21 protein-coding genes, 1 tRNA gene and 1 rRNA gene are annotated in these 23369 nt (G+C 60.2%); 5 read left to right on the forward strand and 18 right to left on the reverse strand.

The window, feature by feature from the left end:
• Positions 1-88: 88 nt before the first annotated feature.
• Positions 89-3231: ribosomal RNA gene (locus QXU97_02070) — 23S ribosomal RNA — on the forward strand.
• Between the two features lie 131 nt (positions 3232-3362).
• Here the strand turns inward: QXU97_02070 and QXU97_02075 are convergent.
• Positions 3363-3830, reverse strand: coding sequence for an ASCH domain-containing protein (locus QXU97_02075; GenBank protein MEM4035390.1), 468 nt, complete (start codon positions 3828-3830; stop codon positions 3363-3365).
• Positions 3827-4603 (reverse strand): metal ABC transporter ATP-binding protein, encoded by a 777-nt coding sequence (locus QXU97_02080; GenBank protein MEM4035391.1) that lies wholly within the window; start codon positions 4601-4603, stop codon positions 3827-3829. The genes QXU97_02075 and QXU97_02080 overlap by 4 nt, the downstream gene beginning before the upstream one ends.
• 60 nt (positions 4604-4663) lie before the next feature.
• On the opposite strand from QXU97_02080, the gene QXU97_02085 reads away from it, so the two are divergent.
• The 3 genes from QXU97_02085 to QXU97_02095 are packed head-to-tail and all read left to right on the forward strand — an operon-like array spanning position 4664 to position 6931.
• Complete coding sequence (locus QXU97_02085; GenBank protein ID MEM4035392.1) at positions 4664-5692, forward strand: zinc ABC transporter substrate-binding protein; 1029 nt, start codon at positions 4664-4666, stop codon at positions 5690-5692.
• A complete protein-coding gene (locus QXU97_02090) occupies positions 5679-6551 on the forward strand; it encodes a metal ABC transporter permease (protein ID MEM4035393.1) in 873 nt (290 codons plus the stop codon). The genes QXU97_02085 and QXU97_02090 overlap by 14 nt, the downstream gene beginning before the upstream one ends.
• A complete protein-coding gene (locus QXU97_02095) occupies positions 6548-6931 on the forward strand; it encodes a ribbon-helix-helix domain-containing protein (protein MEM4035394.1) in 384 nt (127 codons plus the stop codon). The genes QXU97_02090 and QXU97_02095 overlap by 4 nt, the downstream gene beginning before the upstream one ends.
• 7 nt (positions 6932-6938) lie before the next feature.
• On the opposite strand, the gene speE is transcribed toward QXU97_02095, so the two are convergent.
• Positions 6939-7862: a polyamine aminopropyltransferase gene (speE, locus tag QXU97_02100; GenBank protein ID MEM4035395.1), complete on the reverse strand. Its 924-nt coding sequence runs from the start codon at positions 7860-7862 to the stop codon at positions 6939-6941.
• A 148-nt stretch (positions 7863-8010) separates the two neighbouring features.
• On the opposite strand from speE, the gene QXU97_02105 reads away from it, so the two are divergent.
• A tRNA-Gly gene (locus tag QXU97_02105) sits at positions 8011-8089 on the forward strand.
• Between the two features lie 115 nt (positions 8090-8204).
• On the opposite strand, the gene QXU97_02110 is transcribed toward QXU97_02105, so the two are convergent.
• The 15 genes from QXU97_02110 to QXU97_02180 all read right to left on the reverse strand — a co-directional run bounded on the left by QXU97_02110 (position 8205) and on the right by QXU97_02180 (position 23303).
• A complete protein-coding gene (locus QXU97_02110; protein MEM4035396.1) occupies positions 8205-9851 on the reverse strand; it encodes a cation:proton antiporter in 1647 nt (548 codons plus the stop codon).
• 70 nt (positions 9852-9921) lie between these two features.
• Positions 9922-11052, reverse strand: a complete 1131-nt coding sequence (locus QXU97_02115; protein ID MEM4035397.1) for a prephenate dehydrogenase/arogenate dehydrogenase family protein — start codon at positions 11050-11052, stop codon at positions 9922-9924.
• Positions 11031-12131: a chorismate synthase gene (aroC, locus tag QXU97_02120; GenBank protein MEM4035398.1), complete on the reverse strand. Its 1101-nt coding sequence runs from the start codon at positions 12129-12131 to the stop codon at positions 11031-11033. The genes QXU97_02115 and aroC overlap by 22 nt, the downstream gene beginning before the upstream one ends.
• The gene (aroA, locus tag QXU97_02125; protein ID MEM4035399.1) at positions 12112-13386 is read right to left on the reverse strand and encodes a 3-phosphoshikimate 1-carboxyvinyltransferase; all 1275 of its coding nucleotides are present in this window, start codon (positions 13384-13386) and stop codon (positions 12112-12114) included. Before aroA ends, aroC begins: the two co-directional genes overlap by 20 nt.
• A 6-nt stretch (positions 13387-13392) precedes the next feature.
• A complete protein-coding gene (locus tag QXU97_02130) occupies positions 13393-14235 on the reverse strand; it encodes a shikimate kinase (protein MEM4035400.1) in 843 nt (280 codons plus the stop codon).
• A gap of 11 nt (positions 14236-14246) precedes the next feature.
• Positions 14247-15119, reverse strand: coding sequence for a shikimate dehydrogenase (aroE, locus tag QXU97_02135; protein ID MEM4035401.1), 873 nt, complete (start codon positions 15117-15119; stop codon positions 14247-14249).
• Positions 15080-15832 carry a type I 3-dehydroquinate dehydratase gene (locus QXU97_02140; protein MEM4035402.1) on the reverse strand — a complete coding sequence of 251 codons (753 nt, stop codon included), beginning with the start codon at positions 15830-15832 and terminating at the stop codon, positions 15080-15082. The genes aroE and QXU97_02140 overlap by 40 nt, the downstream gene beginning before the upstream one ends.
• The gene (aroB, locus tag QXU97_02145) at positions 15790-16857 is read right to left on the reverse strand and encodes a 3-dehydroquinate synthase (GenBank protein ID MEM4035403.1); all 1068 of its coding nucleotides are present in this window, start codon (positions 16855-16857) and stop codon (positions 15790-15792) included. Before aroB ends, QXU97_02140 begins: the two co-directional genes overlap by 43 nt.
• Complete coding sequence (gene aroF / locus QXU97_02150) at positions 16839-17636, reverse strand: 3-deoxy-7-phosphoheptulonate synthase (protein MEM4035404.1); 798 nt, start codon at positions 17634-17636, stop codon at positions 16839-16841. The genes aroB and aroF overlap by 19 nt, the downstream gene beginning before the upstream one ends.
• A 6-nt stretch (positions 17637-17642) precedes the next feature.
• Positions 17643-18596, reverse strand: coding sequence for a transketolase family protein (locus QXU97_02155; protein ID MEM4035405.1), 954 nt, complete (start codon positions 18594-18596; stop codon positions 17643-17645).
• Between the two features lie 51 nt (positions 18597-18647).
• Positions 18648-19496, reverse strand: coding sequence for a thiamine pyrophosphate-dependent enzyme (locus tag QXU97_02160; protein MEM4035406.1), 849 nt, complete (start codon positions 19494-19496; stop codon positions 18648-18650).
• A 56-nt stretch (positions 19497-19552) separates the two neighbouring features.
• Positions 19553-19864 carry a glutaredoxin domain-containing protein gene (locus tag QXU97_02165; GenBank protein MEM4035407.1) on the reverse strand — a complete coding sequence of 104 codons (312 nt, stop codon included), beginning with the start codon at positions 19862-19864 and terminating at the stop codon, positions 19553-19555.
• Positions 19865-19868: 4 nt separating this feature from the next.
• Entirely contained in the window at positions 19869-20054 is a 186-nt protein-coding gene (locus QXU97_02170) for a hypothetical protein (protein MEM4035408.1), read from the reverse strand.
• 97 nt (positions 20055-20151) lie between these two features.
• Positions 20152-20841 (reverse strand): hypothetical protein, encoded by a 690-nt coding sequence (locus QXU97_02175; GenBank protein ID MEM4035409.1) that lies wholly within the window; start codon positions 20839-20841, stop codon positions 20152-20154.
• Positions 20838-23303, reverse strand: a complete 2466-nt coding sequence (locus QXU97_02180; protein ID MEM4035410.1) for a glycosyltransferase family 39 protein — start codon at positions 23301-23303, stop codon at positions 20838-20840. The genes QXU97_02175 and QXU97_02180 overlap by 4 nt, the downstream gene beginning before the upstream one ends.
• Positions 23304-23369 lie beyond the last annotated feature (66 nt).

Below are 23369 nucleotides of genomic sequence, written 5' to 3' on the forward strand. Positions count from 1 at the left end.
GACCATGAGGCCAGGTAAAGGAGCGCTCGCTCAGACCAGCCTAGCTCGGGGCGCTCCGCGCGGAGGGCTCGATAAGGTAGGTTCCCCGGCGTCTGCGGCGTCAAGCCGCTCGGTGGATGGCTCGGCTCGGGCGCCGACGAAGGGCGTGGCAAGCTGCGATAAGCCCGGGGTAGGCGCATGCGGCCTTTGAACCCGGGATCCCCGAATGGGACTTCCTGCCGCCGGCAAATAGCCGGCGGCGCTCGGGAAACTCCGCGAGGAGGAGTACCGAGCGGGAACCCCCCGAACGGAAACATCTTAGTAGGGGGAGGAAGAGAAACCAAACGGGATCCCCTGAGTAGGGGCGACCGAAAGGGGGAGAGGCCAGACCAAACCCCCGCGCGAAGAGCGCGGGGGGATGTGGGGTTATAGGGTCCTCGGCTGGGCTTCGAGCCCGAGAGGGCCTAGCCGCGGTAGCCGAAGTGGGCTGGAACGCCCCGCCGTAGAGGGTGATAGCCCCGTAGGCAAAACCGCGGTGGCCCTCGCCGAGGACCAGAGTACCACGGCCTGGCTTGGCCGTGGGAAGTTGGGAGCCACCAGCTTCCAAGCCTAAACACGTCCCGAGACCGATAGCGAACAAGTACCGTGAGGGAAAGCTGAAAAGAACCCCGGAAGGGGGGTGAAAAGAGCCTGAAACCGAGCGGCGACACAGGGCGCGGCCCGAAAGGAGTGAGCCCCCCGAAGGAAAGCAGGGCGACCTGCGAGTACGAGGGGAGGCGACCGGGGTCGCGCCTTCCGTCTAGAAACACGGGCCGGGGAGTTCACGGCCGTGGCGAGCTTAAGGGGGTCGAGCCCCGAAGGCGTAGGGAAACCGACTGCCCGCAGCCGCTCTCGTGAGAGCGGTGAGGGGCGGGGTCCCAAAGGGCCCGGAGTCACGGCCGTGAGACCAGAAACCGGGCGATCTAGGCGGGGGCAGGGTGAAGCCGGGGGAAACCCCGGTGGAGGCCCGAAGGGGTTCTGACGTGCAATTCGTTCCCATGACCCCCGTCTAGGGGCAAAAGACCAATCTAGCCCGGTGATAGCTGGTTCCCGCCGAAGTGGGTCTCAGCCCAGCCCCGCCGGAGGCCGGTCGTGGGGTAGAGTTACTGATTGGGGGCGCAGGAGCCGAGAGGCTCCGGCCTCCAGTCAAACTCCGAACCTGCGGCCGCCGTAGATGGCGGGAGTGGGGCTCCTCGGGGTAAGCCTGAGGGCCGAGAGGGGAACAACCCGGACCGGGGTTAAGGCCCCTAAGTGCCGGCTAAGTGCCAAGCCCAAAGGGCGTCCCCGGCCTAAGACAGCGGGGAGGTGGGCCTAGCAGCAGCCATCCTCTAAAGGCGGGCGTTTCCTCACGAGAGGAGCCCGCCGGAGATGGAGTGCGTAACAGCTCACCCGCCGAGGCCGGGGGCCCCGAAGATTGGTCGGGGCTAAGCCGGCCGCCGAGACCCCGGGGCTCCACCGCTTTGCGGTGGAGATCCGGTAGGCGGGCGTCGGGGCGGGGCAGAAGTCGGGCCGTGAGGTCCGATGGACCCGCACCGAGCGCGGATCCCGGCGGCAGTAGCAGCGAAGAGGGGTGAGAATCCCCTCCGCCAGAAAGGGCAAGGGTTCCTTGGCAACGGTCGTCGGCCAAGGGTCAGCCGGTCCTAAGCGGGCCCGTAACCCGGTGCCCGCGAAAGGGAAACGGGTTAACATTCCCGTGCCGCGGGGGTAGGCTTCGCGGCAACGCGAGGCCCGGCCTCCGACGCTTCGGGGTAGGCCGACGGGGGTCGCCGCCTCCGCTAACTTCCCGTGGACCGGGGAGTGCCGTCACGGCGAGAACCGGTCTGAGGGGGGAATGGCCCGCCGCTAGGCGGGTTCGGCTGACCCCCGGAGCCCGTGAAAAGGGGGCCGGGAACGATCCCCCGCGCCCGTACCGAGAACCGACACAGGTGCCCCAGGGTGAGAAGCCCAAGGCGTCTGGGGGTTAACCCGGGCTAGGGAACTCGGCAAATTGGCCCCGTAACTTCGGGAGAAGGGGTGCCTGCGGTCCTGGGCCGAAACCTGGGACCGCAGGTCGCAGTGCCCAGGGGGACCTGACTGTTTAATAAAAACATAGCTCCCCGCTAGCCCGAAAGGGTGTGTACGGGGGGTGAATCCTGGCCACTGGCGGTCCGTGAAACCCGGGTACAACCGGGCGAAGCGCCGCTGAAGGCCGGGAGTAACTCTGACTCTCTTAAGGTAGCCAAATGCCTTGCCGGGTAAGTTCCGGCGCGCATGAACGGATCAACGAGGTCCCCACTGTCCCAGCCCGGGGCCCCGCGAACACGCAGAGCGGGTGCACAGTCCCGCAACCCCCCGTAGGGAGAGAAGACCCTGTGGAGCTTTACTGCAGCCTGGCGTTGCTTCACGGGCGGGGGTGCGTAGCGTAGGTGGGAGGCGTTGAATCCGCCCTTCCGGGGGCGGAAGAGCCGACAATGAAACACCACCCACTCCCGCCTGTGGGGCTAACCCTGGGGAGGAGCCCGGGGGACAGCGTCAGGTGGGCAGTTCGGCTGGGGCGGCACGCCCGCGAAAAGGTAACACGGGCGCCCAAAGGTCGGCTCAGGGGGGTCAGAAACCCTCCGTAGAGTGCAAGGGCAAAAGCCGGCCTGACCGGACCCTTGACGGTAAGGGGTCCGGCCGGGAAACCGCGGCCTAGCGAACGCTCGTGCCCCCACTGGTGGGGGCCGGGCATGACAGAAAAGTTACCCCAGGGATAACAGGGTCGTCGCGGGCGAGAGCTCCCATCGACCCCGCGGTTTGCTACATCGATGTCGGCTCTTCCCATCCTGGGGGTGCAGCTGCCCCCAAGGGTGGGGCTGCCCGCCCATTAAAGGGGATCGTGAGCTGGGTTTAGACCGTCGTGAGACAGGTCGGACTCTACCCACGGGGGGCGCTGGCCGCCTGAGGGGAAGGTGCCCCTAGTACGAGAGGAACGGGGCGCCGCGGCCTCTGGTCTACCGGTTGTCCGGCAGGGCAACGCCGGGCAGCCACGCCGCGTGGGATAACCGCTGAAAGCATCTAAGCGGGAAGCCCTCCCCGAGACGAGGCGGCCGTTCCCTGCCGCTCGGCTTGACCGAGCGGCGGGACGAGGGCTCCCGTAGAAGACGGGGTCGATAGGGCGGGGGTGTAAGCCCCAAGGGGGGTTTCCCCCGAGGGGCGAGCCTGCCGCTACTAATCGCCCGAGGCCGCAGACGCTCCTCACCCTGGGATGGCTGCGCTCATTCGTTCGCGGCCGTCCCTGGGACCTACCTCGAGCATCCCCCGCGCGGAGCGCCCCGAGCTAGGCTGGTCTGAGCGAGCGCTCCTTTACCTGGCCTCGCCTCGATTTAGAGAATGGACTCCATAGCCCTTCTCACGAAGAAAACCACAAAGGGGTCGGTCGGCGACAGCTTGACGTAGCTTAGCGGAGGACTCCACGAGGGGAAGAGAGAACGTATCTCAGCTAGCGTCGGTCTCAGCGAGAAGGCCCTCGGCCTCACCACTTCTATTGCCACGGCCCTCGAGCTCCCTTCTATATATCTCTTGGCGTCTCTCCCGACGCCGCTATCTCTCTTAGACGAGACGTATCTCCAGACCTCCTCAGGGGATCCTCTGAATACGGAGCCTATCTCGAAGCAACCGAAGAGCCTCTTGATCCTCCCGCTCACGTAGACCACGGCCAGGTCGCCGCGTTTTAGGTCCGACCCGGCGCCCCGCCTGAGTTCGTACTTCTTGAGACCGGAGAAGAGGGCTTTGGCGTACTCAGGCCTTAGCGAGAAGAGGAAGAGGTCACGCTCCGGTCGGAGCACGCTCATCGCCTCACGCACGTGCCGATCGGTGCCAGAGCGCCTCGCCACGGGGAACCGAAGAAACTCTCGAGAACTTCATCTCTCCAGACGGCGTGGGGAGGACCCCTCACGTAACGTTCCCGCTTGAGGAGCAGCAGATATGTGGCGTGCTCGAGCAGGTGCTCGACGTCGTGCGAGGTCACGACAACGATCTTGGTGCGCGCGAGGTCAGCCAGTAGCTCGGCTAGGAGAGGCCTACTGCCGGGGTCGACGGGCCCGAGAGGCTCGTCGAGAAGCAATATCGGCGGGTCGTGGGCCAGAGCCCTCGCTATGAAGACTCTCTGCCTCTCGCCTCCGCTGAGCGTATTGATGGGGTTCGACCAAGCCTCTCTCCTCAATCCCACGGCTTCGAGTAACCTCGCAGCCTCCTCGCGAGCTCTCCCAGAATTGAGGCGGGGCCAGCGGCGCCTCCTCGCCAGCCACTCGAAGGAGACGAGCTCCAGGGGGGTCATGGGAAACTCCGTGGTGAGCGGATACTGAGGCACGTATCCTGCTAGCTTCCCGGCCAGCGAGGGCCTCCCAGTCACGTCCTCACCGCATAATATGACGCGGCCAGACGAAGGTTTTATGAGACCTAATATAGTGCGCAGGAGCGTAGTCTTGCCCCCGCCGTTGGGGCCGACAACTAGAACCAGGCCCGGGCCTCCTACCTTGAGCTCGAGATTCTGCAGAATCCGTTCGCCGTTTAAAGTAACTGTGAGGCTTTGTGCCTCGAGTGAGTAGTCCTCGCACCTCGTCAAGTCTCCATCGACGCAGATTTTAATTTGTGCACAACTTAAAGGTTATCCCTCCGAGGAGGCGTGCACATCAAAATGATAAGAAGACCCTTCCGGGTCGTGCTCGTGGCGCTTCTGTTGGTCGCGCTTTCTAAGTGCACAGCGGAGGCCGAGGAGAAGCTGACGGTGGTCGTTACGATGGATCCTCTGGTCGGCGATTTGCTCGAGCTCGTTGACGATAGAGCTCGCGTGGTATCGGTAGCGAGCGGAGCCCCTGATCCTCACGAATACGCTCTTAAGCCGAGCGACGTCGAGCTCCTGAGGAGAGCCGACGTGATTATTACGACGCTTCACGCACCCTTCGAGTTAAGGATCCAAGAGCTCGTCGAGCGCGGGGAGCTGAGGCCGAGAGCTTACGTCGTGGTACACGAAGTGCCTGGAATCAAGCTTCTGAGAAATCCGGCGACGAGCCAACTTAATCTACACGGAGTCTTGTATCTCCCGGAAAATCTCAAGAGCTTCGTGACGTTCGTGGCATCTCTATTAAGCGAGCTCGACCCGGAGGGTCGAGATCTCTACCTAGAGAAGGCGCGAGACATGTTGATCAGGATAGAAGAGTTGGAGACGAGGGCAGCGGAGGCTCCGAGGCTAAGGGGGGTGATATCATCCCCGCTCGTCCAATACGCGGCCGTATTTCTGAATGTAGAACCGTCGCTCGTGTTGACGATAGAGCCGGACGTCCCGCCCTCTCCCGATATCGCGGAGGAGGCCCTCGAGGCCCTCAGAACGAAGAGAGTTGACGTGGTCGTGGTCTGCGGGCGGATCTTCGGCGGCACGGTGGAATACTGTGACCAAGCCGACGAGATTTTGGCGAGGTCTGCTCTAAAGTGGGGCGTGCCGCCAATCGTCGTGCCGCCCCCGATGACTGGGCCAGGCTTTCTCGAGCACCTCGAGCTTGCTCTCGAGAGCTATGAGAGCGCTCGAGACCTCCTCGGGTTGACTGGTGGTGAGAGGCGGGAGAGAGAGATCTTCCTAGCGTCCGCGGTAGCAGCGGCAATCGCCATCTCGATGGCGCTCATTTACTCGGAGGGGAGGGAACTTGAGCCAGACTAAAGTATTCCCGCTAATCGCGGCTTTAAGCTCTGCCGCCGTTCTGAGCTTCGCGGCGCTCAAGCCCGTCTCTCTCTCGTGGTTGGCTGCCACGATAGGAGCGTGCTTAGCATTCGGCTCGCTCAGCCCGCTCCTCGTAGCTAGAAGGATGCTGTTCCTAGGCGGCGCACTGCCGCACGCCGCTCTGCTAGCGAGCGCCGTAGGCTACATCTCCTCTATCGCTCTCGACTTTAACTACTTCGCCGCCGCCGCGATCGCCGGAGCCCTGATGAGCGCCGCAATAGGGTTAGCGGCGTCTCGATCTGCAGACCCCGACCGAGTGGTCGCCGCATCGATCGGGTTGACAGCCTCGCTCGGCGTCCTGACCACGTACTACGTCGCCTCCGAGTATCCAGGGACGCTACGCGTTTCGACGCTGTTACTCGGCGATCCGCTGCTCGCGGGCGAGGCCGAGGCTCTCGGAGCCCTAGTCTTCTCGATGGTAGTGATGATTTCGGTCTCGCTCATTTACAAAGAGGTCTTGCTGATCGGCCTCCAACCGAATGAGGCGGAGCTGACGGGGCTCAGGGCGAGGCTATATGATGCCTTCTTCTATTGTCTGCTGGGGCTCGCCGTCGTAACTATGCTGAGGATCGTGGGCTACGTGATGACTCACGTGCTTCTCCTGATACCAGGGAGCGCTGGTGCCTCGGCCTCGAGCAGCTCGCGCGGAGCTCTCGCAGCTAGCGTGGCTTTCTCGATGTCGTCGGCTGCGCTATCGTTATTTGCAAGCTCGCTGCTAGACGTCTCGCCTAATGCCGTGGCGGGTCTCGTGTTGTTAGCGATTTACGTTGCCATTGCTAGCAGGGGGAGAAGGGGTTGAGAAAGAAGCGGTTCGGCGTATCGATCGACAGCTCTCTTTGGCGCGATCTCGTTGAGCTCAGTAAGTCTAGGAGCGTGACGCGGTCGGCGATCGTAGAAGAGGCCCTGAAAGTGTTCCTAAACAACGCTAAACACGCGCATCGTAGGCACGCGTGTTGCGGCCTCGTGGTGGCAACTGCTAGGAGCGCGGAGGAGCGAGAGAAAGTGAGTCGCATCATCGAGAGCGGGCATCCGGTTATACGCGGAGTGATCCACAGCCATGTGGAGGGGCTATGCATAGCGTTACTGTACGTCGAAGGGGACTCGGACGGCGTCGCATCGGTGTCCGAGGCGTTAGCGAGCAACGGCGTGACGAGCTATTTCATACCGCTCGACCACTAACACTCGATCAGTATAACGCCTCGACCGGCTCCTCGTCGCGCGAGGGCCTCCTAGGCTCGCTGAGCATCCTCCTGTAGTGCTTCGGTAGATTGAAGAGCGAAGCGTGGGTCTCCCCGTCATAAAATCTCAACTTCTCGCGCGCGCTCTCTAAGAGTTCCGTTAACTTCTTGTCAACCTCCTCGGACCTCAGAGCCTTAGGGTCTCCCGAGGCGGACCCAAGCACGAAGCCCCAGACCCCCCCGAAGCTCCTCACGCTAACTACGTAAGGTCTGACTATATCGAAGACCTCGGCTATAGTCCTGGCCACCGTAAAGTATACCTGAGGGTAGTGGTCCGGACTCGTTGCCTGAGTGACCATGATCCCTCTCTCGCCCACGAGCTTCTTCAACAGCTTGTAAAACTCAACAGTGTAGAGCTTTACCGCGGGTCCTCCCGCGAGAGGATCTACCACATCGACTACGACCACGTCGAAGCTCTCTCCTCGCGCGGCTGCTCCCTCTACGTATCTCCTACCATCCATGAATAAGACCTTAGCTCTAGGATCGTCGAAGGCTCCGTCGTGCCACTCGGGTAACAGAGTCTTGGCGAGCTCGACGACTCTTCTGTCTATGTCCACCATGATTGCCTCTTCGACGCACTTGTATCTCAGGACCTCGCGCAGAGTCGCCCCCTCACCCCCTCCGATGATGAGCACCCGCCTTGGTCTGCCGTGAGTTACCATGGCCGGATGTACCAAAGCCTCGTGGTAGACGAACTCGTCGTATAGCGAGGACTGGACCTTACCGTCTATCACGAGCGTTTTGCCTAACCCCTCGATTTCTACTACGGCCACCTCCTGATACTCCGTGGTGACCCAAGTTTCAACCCTCTTGATCCCCCTCAATACGATCTCGCCCGGCGAGAGCTCTTCCATGAGCCAGTCCCACGACACGAGAAAGCCTCGCTTTAATGCATTCCTCACGAACTCAGCCCCCCGGCGCCGGTTCGGGTCACCGCTAATTATGCATTTGTGTTTTTTAGTCAGCGGGATTCGAGAGGCGCGAAGCGTTTTAAGCCGGACCGACCGTAGCATTTCCCGCGCGGCGGTCGTCTAGCCTGGACTAGGACGCCGGCCTGCCACGCCGGAAATCCCGGGTTCGAATCCCGGCCGCCGCACCATAGGGGTTAAACTGCTCCGGTATCGGCTCATTCGCGATAAGCCTAGAGGGAGCTCGGGAATACCTGACTTAGAACGCAGGTCTCTGACGTATTGAGCTATTTCGCTTCGCGGATTTTAAGTGGACGAGATTTTCTTGTACGTCGAGTAGACTCTGAGCGTGTCGTAGATCGCCGCGCTCATCGAGGAGACCAAGACCACAATGGTCGCGACCTTACCCAACAACGTCGCCCGCGGCTCCTCCTCGAGAGGCGTCAAAATTTGGGCGAGGAGTTGGAGCCCCAGTATCGCGAAGATTAGTGAAAAGAGCGCCGACTCTAAGAAGAGCACCATGTCTAGAAGCGCTCTGAACTCGCGCCTCGACCCCCAGTAGCTCGCCGCTCTACTCCTCAGGATGCGCCTCGTCGCAATGCGAGTGAAGACTAGGACTAAGGCTAAGCCGAACGCGATGAGCCCGGCCCTGAGCTCGTAGCTGTGGTGAAGCGGGAGCTTGACGCACAAAAGCGTCAAGCCCGCCAACACGATCCCCAGGAGTGACAGGTACTTCAATAGAGCCCACGCGATTTCGGAGAGAGCCCCGGCCATTCTGGTGTACCTGCTCCTGAGGGGTCCCTCGACGAAGTTAACAAGAGAGGCTGGGAGAGCTCTATAGAGTCGGGGATACATGAGCTCTGCTAGAAACGCTGCCGGTTTGGAAAGGATCAGCGAAAAGATAACTAACAGCAAGGTCACGAGTAGGTGACCGCCGGAGAGGTAACCGCTACTGACCGCGGCCCCCGCCAGCACCACTCCATATTCGCTGAGAGGAGCCATGAGGACCCCGCCGCGAAGCGACTCTCGCAGGTTGAAGCCGCTCAACCAAAGAGCCGTGGAGAACGAGAAGACTCGTACAAACACGGAAACTAGAGTCAGCATCAGCATGGCGAGTAGCGTTGTGGCGGGGATCCAGCCGATCTTAGCGCCGATTGTCGAGAAGTAGGCCACGAGCCCCAGCTCCATCAATCCGTGAAGCCTGGAAGCTAATCGCTGCTCAGCGAATAGTCCAAAGAGGAGTCCCGCTGCTAGTCCTCCGAGGAGCGGACTCAAACCGAGAAAGCCCGCGAGAGCCGAAAAAACTAAGACAGCTGAGAGTGCGGTCGCCACATAGACCTCGCCTTGCGAAACGAGAGAAGCGAAGACCCTCGCGCCCTTCCGTCCATACCTATAAATAATGAGGAACAGAGCCACAGCTACAAGCGAGCTCGTCGTTGGCTTAAGCCCGATGCCCCCTCCTCCGAGCATCGAAATGGCGAGGATAACGATGAAGTCCTGGAGGATCAATGCGGTGTATATTACGTGCCTTAGCTCCCAACTCGCTCTCTCATCGGTAGAGAGAGATTTGTATACCGCCGCCGTTGAGGAGCACAGCGTGATCAGCGCGAATATTATAGCTTGAGTCACGTCGAGGCCCAGGAAATGCGACGCAGAGAGCCAGAAGGCCGTTATCACGGCCACGTCCAACATCATTAGAGCGGCTAAGGATCGGGAGACTCTCTCGAGCTGCTCGAGCCTCATCTCAACGCCTATGGCGAAGCCTACCATAGCGAGTCCGAGCTGGCCCAACAGCTCGAGAGCGGGGCCGGTGTCGGTCTTGTCCCCCAACAACCTCACGAAGAGCGCCCCGGCTAACATGTAGCCTAACACTGTCGGATAGCTCGCTCTCGAGGCCAAGGCTCCAGCTAGCGCTGATGCCCCGATCACCGCTAGCAAGGCGTAGAATTCCATGGCACTCTGGGCGAGGACCTCGAAGATTCCGCTTAAAACTGATTACGACCGATGTGAACGTTAGCTAGCATCAACGGGAGAGCTCGAGCGAATCGTATATGAACTCGTTGCAGGCGCGCCCCTGGCAGCCCAGGTCCATCCGACCTTCTAGGCTCTTGGCTTCGGCGACTATAGACGCGGGATCCTCGGCCACCGCTCTAAGCCTATCGGCTAAGCTCAGCACGGCTCTCCGCGACTCGAGCGAACTTAGCAACTCCTCTAGAAGCTCGGTCTTTTCGCCGAGCACGCTGCCGAGGTAGGGCAAGAGGTACTCGAACGTGGCGTTGGTAGTCTCGATCGGGAGGAGCAGGCGCAATCTGGCTGAGAGCTCCAATAATATCGCGAGAGCGGTAGCGTAGCTCGCGCTTATGGTTAGAGAGAAGAGCTCATCGTGTTTCTCCCAATCTAACGTCACGACTCGTAGGCCGAGGGACTTGAGGAAGCGCACTACGTAAATGGCGTCGTCCTCGCGCCCAGGGATGGGACAGACGGCGAAGAGCATGCTCCACGGATCGATGGCGCGAGGGCCGAACAGCGGATGGATCGTGGCGGTTTTGACCCACACAGGAAAGTCTCTGTAACTGTCGATGACGCCCCGCTTAAATGAGACGACGTCGAAGATCATCGAGCACCCCCGCTCTCTACTCGAGAAGATCTTCTTGAGCTCGTTGAGCAGGCTTAGCGCGACGGAGCTGGGCACAGCTACCGCGATGACGTCGCAACTATCGGCGAGCTCTTCCAGCTTGTTAAAGCGTTTTGCCTCCAAAGCGCGGGCCGCGGCATCAGCTCGCTCGGGAACCGAATCGTAGAGACCCACCTCCAACGAGCTAGACGAAAAGATCAAAGCGAGCATGCGCCCCATTTCGCCGGCTCCGATCACGCCGACGCGCTCTGACCGCTGAGAAGTCGGGGCGCCGACCATCTCATCCCGTTGAACCTTCTTGCATTCGTTGACGATTTCTTCGAAGACGGCCGAGTATCTTGCGGCTCGCTTAAGGACCTCCACCTCGCGCTCCGCGTCCTCTATCGGTAAGCCCAGCCTCCTCTTGACGGTAGCTAGCTTCCTACAGAACTTCTCGCGCTTCTCGAGGAGCGAGATAATAGCGGAGTCCAACCTATCTATCCTCGATCTGTAGAATTCTAGAAGGAAGCTCCTCGCCAAGAGTTCCACCTCAGGAGGTGGTCAGCCAAGATGATCGATGTGGCGGCCTCCACTGCGGCAGCCCCTCGTACCGCTACGCACGGGTCATGTCTTCCGCGACCCTCAATGATGGTCGATTGAAGGGTCCTGAGGTCTACCGTTCTCTGCGGCCTCCTTATGGTCGGGGTCGGCTTGAAGACCACGCGGAAGACGAGCGGGGATCCTGTGCTGAGTCCTCCTAGGATTCCGCCGCATTTATTCGAGGCGAGGGCCACGCGTTTCTCTCCGCCATCCTCGAGGACTGTCCACTCATCGTTAGCCTCACTGCCGCGCATCTTGGCCAACTCGAAGCCAAGGCCGAACTCCACGCCTTTCACGGCCGGTATAGCGAATAGAATCTTGGCGAGATCTCCGTCGAGTGTATCCATGGGAGGTTCTCCTAAGCCTAGGGGGAGGCCGGTTGCTATTGTCTCAACGATGCCGCCTACGCTATCTCCCTCCCGTTGCACCTCTCGGAGTAGCTCCACCATAGCCGTTGACGCTCTTGGATCGGGGCACCGCACGGGGCTCTCGAGCGCAGACCTCTCTAAGCTCTCGATATCCATAGAGGGGTCTATTGAGGCGTCCACGTGACCTATTCTCTTGACGTAGGACACCACGCGGATCCCGTGGAGCTTGAGGAGGACCTTAGCTACGGCTCCCGCCGCCACGAGACCTACCGTGATCCTCCCGGAAAAGATCCCTCCTCCCCTGTAGTCGTTGAAGCCCCTGTACCTAGCCCATGCTACGTAATCCGCGTGGCCCGGCCTGGGCTTGTATTTGACCTCCTCGTAGAATTCCGAGTCTACGTCGACGTTCCTAACGATGATCGTTATAGGAGCCCCAGTTGTTCTACCGCGGAAGACCCCGCTCAGTATCTCTGGTCTATCGGGCTCCGCTCTCGACGAGACCAGGCAGCCGCCCGGCGCGCGTTTGGAAAGCTCCTTCGCTATGATCTCCTCGTTTATCTCGAGACCGGGGGGGCACCCCTCTATGACCACTCCCACGCAAGGCCCGTGGCTCTCGCCGAAGAGAGTTATCCTAAATCTTTCCCCTAGCACGACCTATCACCTCGACGACCACTCCAAGCTTTCTGAGATCGTCTATGAAGCTCGGGTAGGACTCTCTATGTTTCTCAAAGCCCGAGATAACCACAGGACCTTCGGCCCTCGTCGCGGCGACGGCCATGGCCATGGCTATTCTGTGATCCCCGTAGGAGCTTACGGTTCCTCCGCGTACGCGCCCGCCTCGCACCACGAGCGAGCCCTCGCGAGCCTCGGCGTGCACTCCTAGTCTACGGAGATTCGAAACGAGGGATCTCAATCTATCGGACTCTTTGTATGCCAAGTGCTCTACTCCTTTGAGAACGGTGACTCCTCTGGCGTGAGCGGCTAGAGCTGCTAAAACGGGTACGAGGTCTGGCGTATCAGAGCAGTTCACCTCCACGCCCTCGAGAGGATCGGCGCGTTCCACTTCGACGGCCGCGTCCCCCACTCTAACCTTCGCTCCCATTTCTCGGAGGATTTCGACCACGGCTCTGTCGCCCTGCTTCGTTCGCGTGGAGAGGCCGGTGACGCGCACTCGCCCAGCGAGAGCGCCGAGAGCTAAAGGGAAAGAGGCAAGCGAGAAATCTCCTGGGACTTTCACGCGCGCCGGCCTATAACCGTCCAACGGCTCTGCTATGAAGAGGGAGCGCCCCTCTACATGCACTCTGGCCCCGAACCATGACATAACTTCGACGGTCATATCGACGTAGGGGGAAGATTTGAGCTCGCCGACAACCTCTACCTCGAGCTCGAGCAGCGGAGCTATCAAGAGCAGGGCACTAACGAACTGCGAGCTCTTGGAGCCATCCACGCGCACCCTAACCCCTCTCGCCAACTTCGAAGCTCTCACGGCCACGGGAGGGAAACCATCGCGAGATAAGACCTCGGCTCCCAACTCTCTCAGCGACTCGACTAGAGGGGCCATCGGCCTCCTATTTAGCGAAGAGTTTCCGTAGAGAATCGTGGGGCCTCCGACTAGTGCCGCCACAGCCGTGGCCAATCTGATCGTGGTTCCAGAGCCTCCACAATAGACGTAAGGAGGAGCCCTCAGCCTATCGGGGGGGCGCACGAGGGCCCCCTCGATCTCGGCCCCGAACTTCCTCGCCGCGCGCAACGCCACTAGCGTCGTCCCGGCTATTAACATTCCTTCGATCTGCGACTCTCCAGTAGCGAGTAACGAGGAGAAAATGAGCCTGTGCGTGTAGCTCTTCGACGGAAGAGCCTCGACTTCTCCCTCCACATGGTCCACCGGCCTCACTCGGACCCTCAAACAGTCTCACCCTCTCAAACGAGTAAGTAGCACCTCTCCATCAGCTCCTTGCCAGGCCTCGATCACCTCACCCGGGTCATCGGTGACAGCGAAGATTGTAGGACCCTTTCCCGTGACTCCCGCACACGCCGTTCGTGGTAAGAGGAGCGCCCTCAATATGGGCTCGGGGTCCACCCCGGCGACGAGCGACGTCAGCAGCCCATTCAGCGAAGCTGCCCCCCAAATCTTCCCGGCCAGCATCAGATCAACTGCCTCTTCGTAAGCGTTCCTCAGCCGCTCATAGGCCCCTTTATCTACCTCCCTAATGTGGATAGAACGCCGAGGCACCAACGCGACGACCTGCATCTTGGGCAAGCGGAGGTGCCTTAGTAGTTTACCCTCGCTATTATTCGTCACGAAGAGCCCCTCTCCGAGCGTAGCGAGAGCGTCATCGAGAGCACCGGTCAGAGTGAGTCTCGCGCGCCGCGCGATCTCCACGACGAGTCTGGCCTCCTCCATTAAGTCGAGCCGTATGCTCATAGCGTCAAGCCAACCGCGTAAAAGACAGCCGAGTAGAGCCGTGCTGCTCTTCATGCCCTTAGCCACGGGGATCTCTGACTCAACGGAGAACCTCAGACCACCGCTGTACCCGAACCTCTCTCTCAGCGTCTCTAATAAGCTAAGGGAGACGTCGCTCTCGAGTTCCACGGGAGCGCCTCGGGCCCTAGACTTGCCAACCACCACGGGCTCGTCGAGTAGCTCAACTTCGCACTCCATGCGCAGGTTCACGCCAACGGCCGCTCCTACCCCAGTGGGAATCGCGTTAAGAAAGCTCAAGGCCCCGTGCGCCCCTCCTACGCCCTTCTTCACGACTTAACCCCTCAGCGCATCTGCATGCTACCGAGGAATTCCATCCCGTAGGAGCGCAGCTCTTCGACCTCTACATCTAATCCGAGCCAGATCTTGAGGTTCTCAGCGGCCTGATAACAGAGGACCCAGAGCCCGTCTATCGTCGTGCACCCAGCGGATTCTGCCGCGGCCAAGAGCCTGGTCCTAAGCGGATTGTAAACGAGATCCATCACGATTAGCCCAGGATGCAGAGAGTCCTCGGGGACGGGGCTCTCCCATGAGAGAGTTCCCACGGGAGACGCGTTAATCAGTAGATCAACTCGACCGAGGATCTCTCTAACCGCTATATTCGATGCCTCGAGACCTACGGCGTCGAGGCCCCACCTCGATGCCAGAGCCGCTAGCTCCTTGGCCGAAAAGCCGGTCCTGCTGAGCACTACGACGCGTCTCGCGGAATCTCTCAACGCATAGACGACTCCTCGAGCGGCTCCTCCGGCTCCAACGACGAGGACCTCGCCAAGGCCTCGGAGCACATGGAACCTCTCTAAAGACCTCCTCACTCCGATCCAGTCCGTGTTATAACCAAAGAGCTTCTCATTTACATTGAGCACGGTGTTCACCGCCCCGATCTCTCTTGCCGTGGCGTCGAGCTCATCTAAGAGTGGCACTACCGTTGTCTTGTGAGGGACGGTGACGTTGAAGCCGGCGGCCTCTCGTGCCACAAACTTCACGAATTCTCTCAGTCCCTCCACATCGACCTCGAGAGGCTCGTATCGCGCTCCGATGCCTCTAGAGGAAAAGACCCTGTTATAGATGTGCGGGCTGGCTGTGTGCGAGAGTGGCTTCCCAACAATGAAGAACTTCTTCACGTCGATCTCTCCTCGGCGAGTCCGAGCTTGGTCCAAACGCGCACGAGCTCCTCTACGGTCAGTTGTCCCTCGGCTGTAGGGGTCCCTCCGGCTGGGTAAGCGTAAGTGAAAGGAGCGCCAAAGAGGGGAGAGAGGATGCGCGAGACTACGCCGAGTCTCCCAACGCAGAAGGAAACGACCCTGCCGCTAAACATAGCGCAGGCCTCTAGAGCGGCAATATTGTCTTCAATCCTTGAGGCCCTGTAGACTACCTTGACTACATCGGCTCCCAACCGAAAGCCCCTCAGAATTCTGGAGCGCAAATCGTCGCGAGAGAGAGCTGAGCTCAGCTCGTGTGAAGACACGATCAGCTTCGCGCCCCGTCTCTTCAACTCGCTCGCGACATCGCTCACGCGTTCATAAGACAGCTCGAGATCCGCGGCGACTCCGACCGCCGAGCTCAGCTCTGCTACGATTTCGGCTTTGCGAACGGGGCTTCCCGAGTAGAGGCCGCCCTCGCTGCGCTCCCTAAGCGTTACGATGACCTCGACACCTCGTCTCTTCAGCCTCTCAGCAAGTTCCATCACGTCTTCCAGCGGGAGCCGTTGCTCTCCTAGGGCCCATAGGAGATAGTCGAGCCTCAACTCAGCCATCGCGGTGGAGAGGGACTCGGCCAGCCTCTTAAGCTCGTTGAAGTTCTCGGCGGCTAGCACCGTACATATGGCTCTCACTGGATTGATCTTCTTAGCGCCTCCTCGAACTCCCTCCAACTGAGCTCCACCACCTCGACGCGACCTATCGCCACGGGGAGAGCGAGGACGGGTCTACCACGCCTGAACTTCTTGTCGGCTCGCGCGTTCTCGAGAAGCCTCTCCGCGTTGATCTCAATTTCCGCGGGGAGGCTCAGTGACCTGAGCACGTTGAGCAGCCTCTCGCGCTCTTTCGACGGAAATCCTACGAGCTCCTCGGCCATTCTCGCCTCGACGGCCATGCCAGCAGCTACGGCTTCTCCGTGTGCTACGGAGTAACCGGACGCTCTCTCGATCGCGTGGGCCACCGTGTGACCGAAGTTTAACCTCGCTCTCACGCCTTTGCTGTCCTCGAAGTCTACTTCGACGTGTTTGATCTTCACATTAATGCTCCTTTTTATAGCCTCCTCGAGGAGGACCCAGTCCTCGAGGAGACTTCTCCCCGCTCTCTCGATGAGCTCGAAGAAGTCGCCGCCCTCTATTACGGCATGCTTAACTATTTCGGCCGCCCCGTGTCTGAGCTCGCGCTCAGGCAAGGTCCTCAAGGTCTCGGGGTCTATGACCACCAGCTCGGGGAGCGAGAAGGTCCCCACATCGTTCTTGCCTTCGAAGTCTATTGCCGTTTTGCCTCCTATCGAGGCATCAGCCTGGGCTAAGAGCGTCGTAGGCACGTAGGCTACGCGGCAGCCTCTCATGTAAGTCGAGGCGGCGAATCCCACCGCGTCTAAGAGAGCCCCCCCTCCTATGCCCACCACGAGCGTATCGCGCGTCGCTCCTACTCGCGCCAGCCCCCTCCATACTTGGGACACGACCTCCAAGGACTTACAGCTCTCCCCCGAGGGCAGAGGAAGCAGTGAGTAGCGCACGCCAGCCTCATCGAGTGAGGACGAGGCCAACTCGACGAGAAAGCGAGGAAGCAGCCCCTCATGCGCTAGCACGACACCGTACGGCTCAAGACCGGCGACGATGCGTCCTAAGCTTCCAAGGGACCCTCTGCCGACCACGATCTCGCAGGTCAGCTCCCTCCTCACAGCAAGCCTAGGCAACGAAGCTCACCCATCAATGCCTCGAAATCAGACGGCGAGAGGCTCTGGGGGCCATCGGATAGAGCCTTCTCGGGATTTACGTGGACCTCCACAATTATCCCGTCGGCTCCGGCGGCGAGAGCAGCCTTAGCGAGAGGCGGCACGAGAGAGCGCTTACCGGCCGGGTGACTCGGATCCACGAAGATCGGCAGGTGGGATATCTCCTTTATCACCGGTACAGCCGCTATGTCGAGGGTGAACCTGGTTCTGGTCTCGAAGGTTCTTATTCCGCGCTCGCAGAGGATCACATCCTCGTTCCCGCTCGACATGATGTACTCGGCCGCGTAGAGTAATTCGTCGATAGTCGCTCCGAAGCCTCTTTTAAGCAGGATCGGCTTGTCGACTCGGCCCAGCTCTCTCAAGAGCGGGAAGTTCTGCATGTTCCTGGCCCCTACTTGGATAACGTCTGCGTATTCCGCGACCAGCTTCACGTCGCGCACGTCGAGGACCTCCGTGACGATGGGTAGACCAACGGAGTCTCTTGCCTCGCGGAGGATCTTCAATCCCTCGACACCGAGCCCTTGAAAGGCATAGGGCGAGGTCCTCGGCTTGAAGGCTCCTCCACGCAACATATGAGCTCCGGCCCTCTTGACGGCCTCGGCCGTCTCGAGCAGCTGCTCTCGCGACTCGACGGCGCAGGGGCCGGCAACCACGACGGGTCTCTCGCCTATCCTAAGATTTCCAATTTTTATTACTGTTTTATTCTTGTACTCTTTCGTTACTAGTTTGTAATCTACCAATTTCTCTTACCTCTTTTGTTTAATCAATTTTATAATCTCATCTAGGACTTTCTCGGGCGTCAGACCGTAGTGAGCGAGGAGTTCCTCGTAGCTCCGAGCGGACGTGCCAAAAGACTCTCGAATTCCTATCCTGCGCAGAGGAACGGGGTACTCCTCCGAGAGGACCTCGGCGACCGTGGAGCCGAGGCCGCCTACCACGCTGTGTTCCTCCAACGTCAGAACGCAACCCGTCCTCCTAGCGTGCTCAACGAGCGCGCGAGAGTCGGGAGGCTTAATCGTGTGAAGATCTACGACCATTGCCCGAAGTCCGACCTTCTCGGCGAGCTTCGAGGCTTCAAGCGCTATTCTGACCATGGGGCCGCACGCCACGACGAGAACATCTTCTCCATCCCGCAGAACTGATGCCCGCCCGAGCCTCAATGAATCGCCGCGCTCGTAAACTTCGAGAGCGTTGTCTCTACCCAATCTCACGTAAACCGGACCGACGACCTCCTCGAGGGCGCAGCGTAGGAGCTCGCGCGTAGCGATAGCGTCGGCGGGGGACACTACGGTGAAGCCCGGGAGAACTCTAGTGAGAGCGAGGTCTTCCAGAGCTTGATGGGAGGACCCGTCGATGTGAGCCGATAGACCCGCATGCGTGCCAACGAGCTTCACGTTCAATCGGTCACGTGCCACGGTATTTCTTATCTGCTCCCAGCCCCGCATCATGAAAGACGCGAAGGCCACGGCCACGGGGAGAAGGCCCGCTATAGCCATTCCGGCTGCGGTAGAGATGAGATCTTGCTCGCTTATTCCGATATTGAAGAACCTGTGGGGGAACATCTCCGCGAATGCGAAAGTCCCCGTAGAGCGCGCTGTGTCCGCATCGAGGACCACTACATCGCTATTCCTGAGGCCGAGCTCAACCAAGGTCTCCCCGAGCGCTTTGCGATAGCTCTTGGCGGTGAGCTGGACTGTCAAAGCCCTCCCCTCTCCCCCGACTCCCCTTGACCTCGGAGCGCTTTCTAGTGTTCACCCTAATTCCTCGAAGCCGGAGGAGCCCGTGTAAACTATCACGGCGGTTGGCCTGCTGTTCTTCGCTGTGGAGGCCACGTTGAGCGCCCACGCGATAGACTCTACGTTGTTCTCCACCTCGAGCACGTTCCACCCAAAGGACCTCCACTTTTCCCTCAGAGGCTCTTTGGGCTTCACGAGTTCGGTGGGACCCGTGTGTTGCATTAAGTTCCTATCGATGACAGCGATCACCTCTTCTAATCCATAGGCGGCCGCGGTGGCGGCGGCCTCCCACACTTGCCCTTCGTCGAGCTCGCCATCCCCCATGATAACCGCCACCTCGAGCTTCTCGCCTTTCAATCTCCCGGCCAGTGCTATGCCGTTTGCAATTGAGAGCCCCTGCCCTAGCGAGCCGCTAGATACGACGATGCCGGGCACCGTTCGAGCCTCGGGGTGAGCTTGTAGCCTCGAGCCGAGAGAGGCGAACCTCTCGAGCTCTTCGCCGTTTATCGCGCCGGTCTCGGCGAGCCACGCGTAGACCGCCATGGAGCAGTGGCCCTTGCTCACAACGACGAAGCGCCTAGAGCCCGCGCTCTTCTCGGCCCAAAGCCCGTAGAGGACTGCGACTATTTTGAGCGATGTCAGAGCAGAGCGCATATGCCAAGCTAGTCCCTTGGACTCCAGCTCTCGCAACCTGAGGAGCATTCCGCGAAGCGACGCGGAGAGCCTCTCGAGCTCCTCACGCGGAGGCCGGAGATTCTGTAGCGGGGAGGCTCGAGGGTCGAGAGGCTCGACCCCGCTTCTCAGGCTCGATATTGGCGGGGCAACTCCCCCGCCTCGGGAAATTGGCGTGACCTCACGCCCCATTGGAATTCCATCGCATCCACCCGAGCTTGGTTAAGGAGTGGGATAAAAGTGGTAATTTAAATGTTACGGCCTCGCGGAGAACAGAAGACCCGCTCGAGCTCGATGGCGAACTCGCTCAAATCGACTGGACAGCCAGTCATTATCTTACCGCTCGAGGGCTCGAGCAGGACCGGAACAATCGTTCTACCGCCGGTAAGCCACTTGAGCTCCTCCTTATGCTCTCTGGCGTCTCGCACCTCGACTTTACTCAGCAGCCCAAGGGTCTCGAGGAATCTAAGGATCCTCGCGCAGGGTAGACATCTCTCATCGCCGAGCAGCGTGTAGAGGACGAGGCCCTCAATGTTGCAGGCCAGCCCCTCTCTTCTCATTCGTTCACCTCGAGCCGAAGATCCGACGGGCCTTCTCGACGATCCTGTCTCTCTCCCCGCGCAGCTCTTCCTCGAGTTGTCGAAGAAGCTCGACCTTCCTTCTCTCCAGTATCGCCTTGGACTCGGCATACTTCTCTGAAAGCGCTCTCCTGAGCTTCTCCAAGTACTGCTCTCTCGGCGCAAGAGGCAAGCGGCCTCCCTCGAGACGTGGAGGGGACTCGGGCAGCTCTAATAAGCGCTCGCTCATCGAAGGTGGGGGAGAGATTCACGCGATCATCGAGGCCTGTTCACGCTAACATCACCTGACCCTTTTTGACCTTGAAGAGACCCTGCTCGACCATTCTATAGAAGAGGACCCTAGCCTCCTCTCTAGTTGCGCCGAGCCTCGCGGCTAGGACATTGACGGCGTCCTTGAGGGTCAACTGACCAAACTCGACCATAGCATCGAGCAGCACTTTTCGCCCGCGCTCTAAGAGGGCGTCCGGCCGCTCCGAGACCGCGCTCACGGAGTCGAGCGAGATCGCGTAATACTCTATAATGCCGCTCGGCAGCAGAGCTCTGTAGAGCCCCCGAGCGTCGGGTCCCGCGACTCTCACGACCGGTACGCCCAGGATTACGCCGATCCTCCCAGCCGAGTGAGTCAGGATTACTCTTAGAGCTCCGCCGAGCTCTCGGATTTTGCGCGAGCTCGGCTTAAGCTCGACGCCGACTGCGTGCACGACGGCGGGTCTCCCTCGTACTTCCTCGAGGCTCTCGACCACGTCTAAGTCGCTCGCTACCCCGCGCCTCCTGAGGATCTCGTAGAAGGCCTCCTCGTGTAATGGGGAGAGCTTAACGAGGCAGGAGCGGGCTCTCGTAGCAGTTATGTTGGCCACAGCGTGCGCGGCCAGGACCGTGGAGAGCGAGCTCTTATGCGTGACTACCACAGCCCTAACTATCCCTAAGCTCTCCAAGATCCCGCGCTTCACGTCGTTCACGCTCCTCCTTGGGAGAGCTCTCTTCTCATCTCGCTCTGATAAACCGCGCGAGCAGAGAACGCCAGTAGACAAAGGGACCTGAGCAGAGAAAGCAGCGTCGGTAACGAGAGAGGATCGAGAGGGCTGCTGGGCGCGAATTTGAAGAGGAATCTCTGAAGTTCAGCCCCCTTCCACCAGGCGGGGAGAATGAGAGCGTTGATCGCGTCGGCCGCCCACAGAGCTGCGAGCTCTCGAGCTCCGAGTAACGCGCCAGCCGGTAGCACGAGCAGCAACCACTGTGGGAGCGTGTTGAGCGATAGGGCGTAGGCCGACGCGAACGCCACATAGAAGCCCTCCGCCGGCCCCAAGCCGCCCCTCCTCGCTAAAGCGTAGGGGACTAGTGCCGAGGCAATTAAGAACACCAAAGACCCAATTACTCCCAGCGACGCGACAATCGAGGCCACGCCGGGGGTCTGGGGCTGCAGGAGAAGGGAGGAGATAGCCTCGGCTTTGTCGCTCCACGCGATCGAGGGGAACAAATTGATGCAGAGAAACGAGGAGACAAACGCCGCTAAGAACTTGAAATCGCGCTTCAACATCCCTAGGATCGCGGCAGCAATCGCGGCGGCCGGGCTATTCGCTGCTAGCCCCATGAGAGCCCCCGATCTGATGGGGCAGCCCTCGAGGGCCAGATTCAACGCTGCGAGACTCAAGGCCGTCGAGAAGAGGCTACCGTCGTGCACTGAGTAGAGCACGAGCGATAGGAGAGGCACCAAAGCTGCGAAGCGTCTGGGTTTGCGCGCCTTAACGCGCAGGGCCTCTAGCTCGTTGAGTACGAGGAGCAACCCTATGAGGTCCAGAACCCAGAGCGTAGAACTCGAGGAGTCTAGCTTCGACAAGACCTCGCCGAGGAGAGGAGCCAGCCCCATGGCGGCGACTCTCTCCCCGAGGCTTACGATCTCGGTTGAACCTAGCTCTACCACGGAGAAGTGCAATCCTAGAGAGAGAGCAGCAGCACCAGCGAGCGTGGCGTAGGAGTGCCTGTAACTCGGTGGAGCCTTCGCGAGCTTCTCGAGCCACCTCAGCTCGGCGGGGAATCGCGAGCTTCTCGAGAACCCCCTAACTGCGCTTAACGCAAGGTTCCGCCACGACTTCCAGGAGCTTTCGACGAGCGAGCTCCTGTCGCGCGCGAGCACTTCGAGAGCGGAGGGGAACGATGCGTAGATCGCCGGAGCAAAGTCAATGGCATAGAAGCTGTACTGCGTCCTATTGCCAAGTAAATAAATTAAACAGAAGCCAGCAAGAAAGAACTGCCAGAATAAGAACGCATCGAGGGCTGTTAACGCGGGCTCGCGCCTTGGGGCTTTTAACGCCGTAGGCAAGATGCACAGGCCGACCACGAGCACCGGGGCATAAATAAAGGGGGAAGCCCTGGCTTTCATCTCCGGTTCGAGGCTCAGGTAGAAGGGGTTCAGCCCGAGGAACCAATCGAGCGGGCTCGAGGAAGGAGGCCCCTCGGGTCTGCTCGACGTGTGCCACGCTAGCGCTCTCTGGAACTCCTCGAGGAAGTCCTCGGGGCCGAGAACGCGCAAAAGCGGAGCGGCTGTAATCAGCGCCGCGACCAGGCTGAGGCATAGAGCGCCTGCCACGATTGTCGGGCGGCCGCCGCGCAGTCTCCACGCTATATATATCGCGGGTAACGCGAAGAGGCCCGGGCCCTTCGTGGCGATCCCGAGCGCAGTCGCAAGGACCGCCAATGCGAACTTCCCTCTCACTACCGCGTAGAGAGCGAGAGCCACGAAGAACGCCAGATGTATGTCGAGCATCGCGACGGCACCCATGTTAGTCGATAGAGGATCAAGAGCCGCCGCCGCGGCAGCAAGGAGCCCGCCGAACGCCCCGAGAGCCGCGTAGCCGGTCGCGCCGGCCAAGAGCACGAGAGCGCAAGCCTCAAGCACGCTTGGTAGACGCCAACTGAGAGGTTCGTCGCCGAGAAGCGCTATCGATAGAGCAATTATGTATTTGCCGAGAGGAGGGTGCTCTAAGTTATAATAGCGGTCTATAGCGTAAGCGTCGGGAAAAGGGAATCCCGGCACGATTTTGACAGCTGGGAGACCTTCGAGGATGTCCCTCGAGTCGGGCGGAAGGGCCACGGCTATGGCCAATGCTTCCGAGTAGTCTCCCTTAACTACGCGTAGTCCGGCCGACGCCACCGCAGCTTCGATCTCCTTGAGCGCAGGACCCGAGCTCGCGAACAAAGTGTAGACCACCATTCCGTCTTCCTCGTGCTTGGGCTCTATGCCGAAGACCTCGTGGAGGATCATGCGAGCGCTAGAGACGTACCAGACCTCGTCGCTGACGTACCAATCGCTAGCGGCAGCCAATCGATAACACGCGTGAGCTTTGTAAACTGCTAGCGCCATTATCAGAACGAATGCGACGAGCTTGAGAGTGCGACTCGAGGCGCGGACCTCGGGGGGCAACGAAAGGCGCGGCACCATCGAGTCGCAACTCCGGCGCTAAGCTTGAAAACTCGAGCTCGTATTTAA

Source organism: Fervidicoccaceae archaeon, assembly GCA_038878695.1.
Taxonomy (GTDB): domain Archaea; phylum Thermoproteota; class Thermoprotei_A; order Sulfolobales; family Fervidicoccaceae; genus JAVZVD01.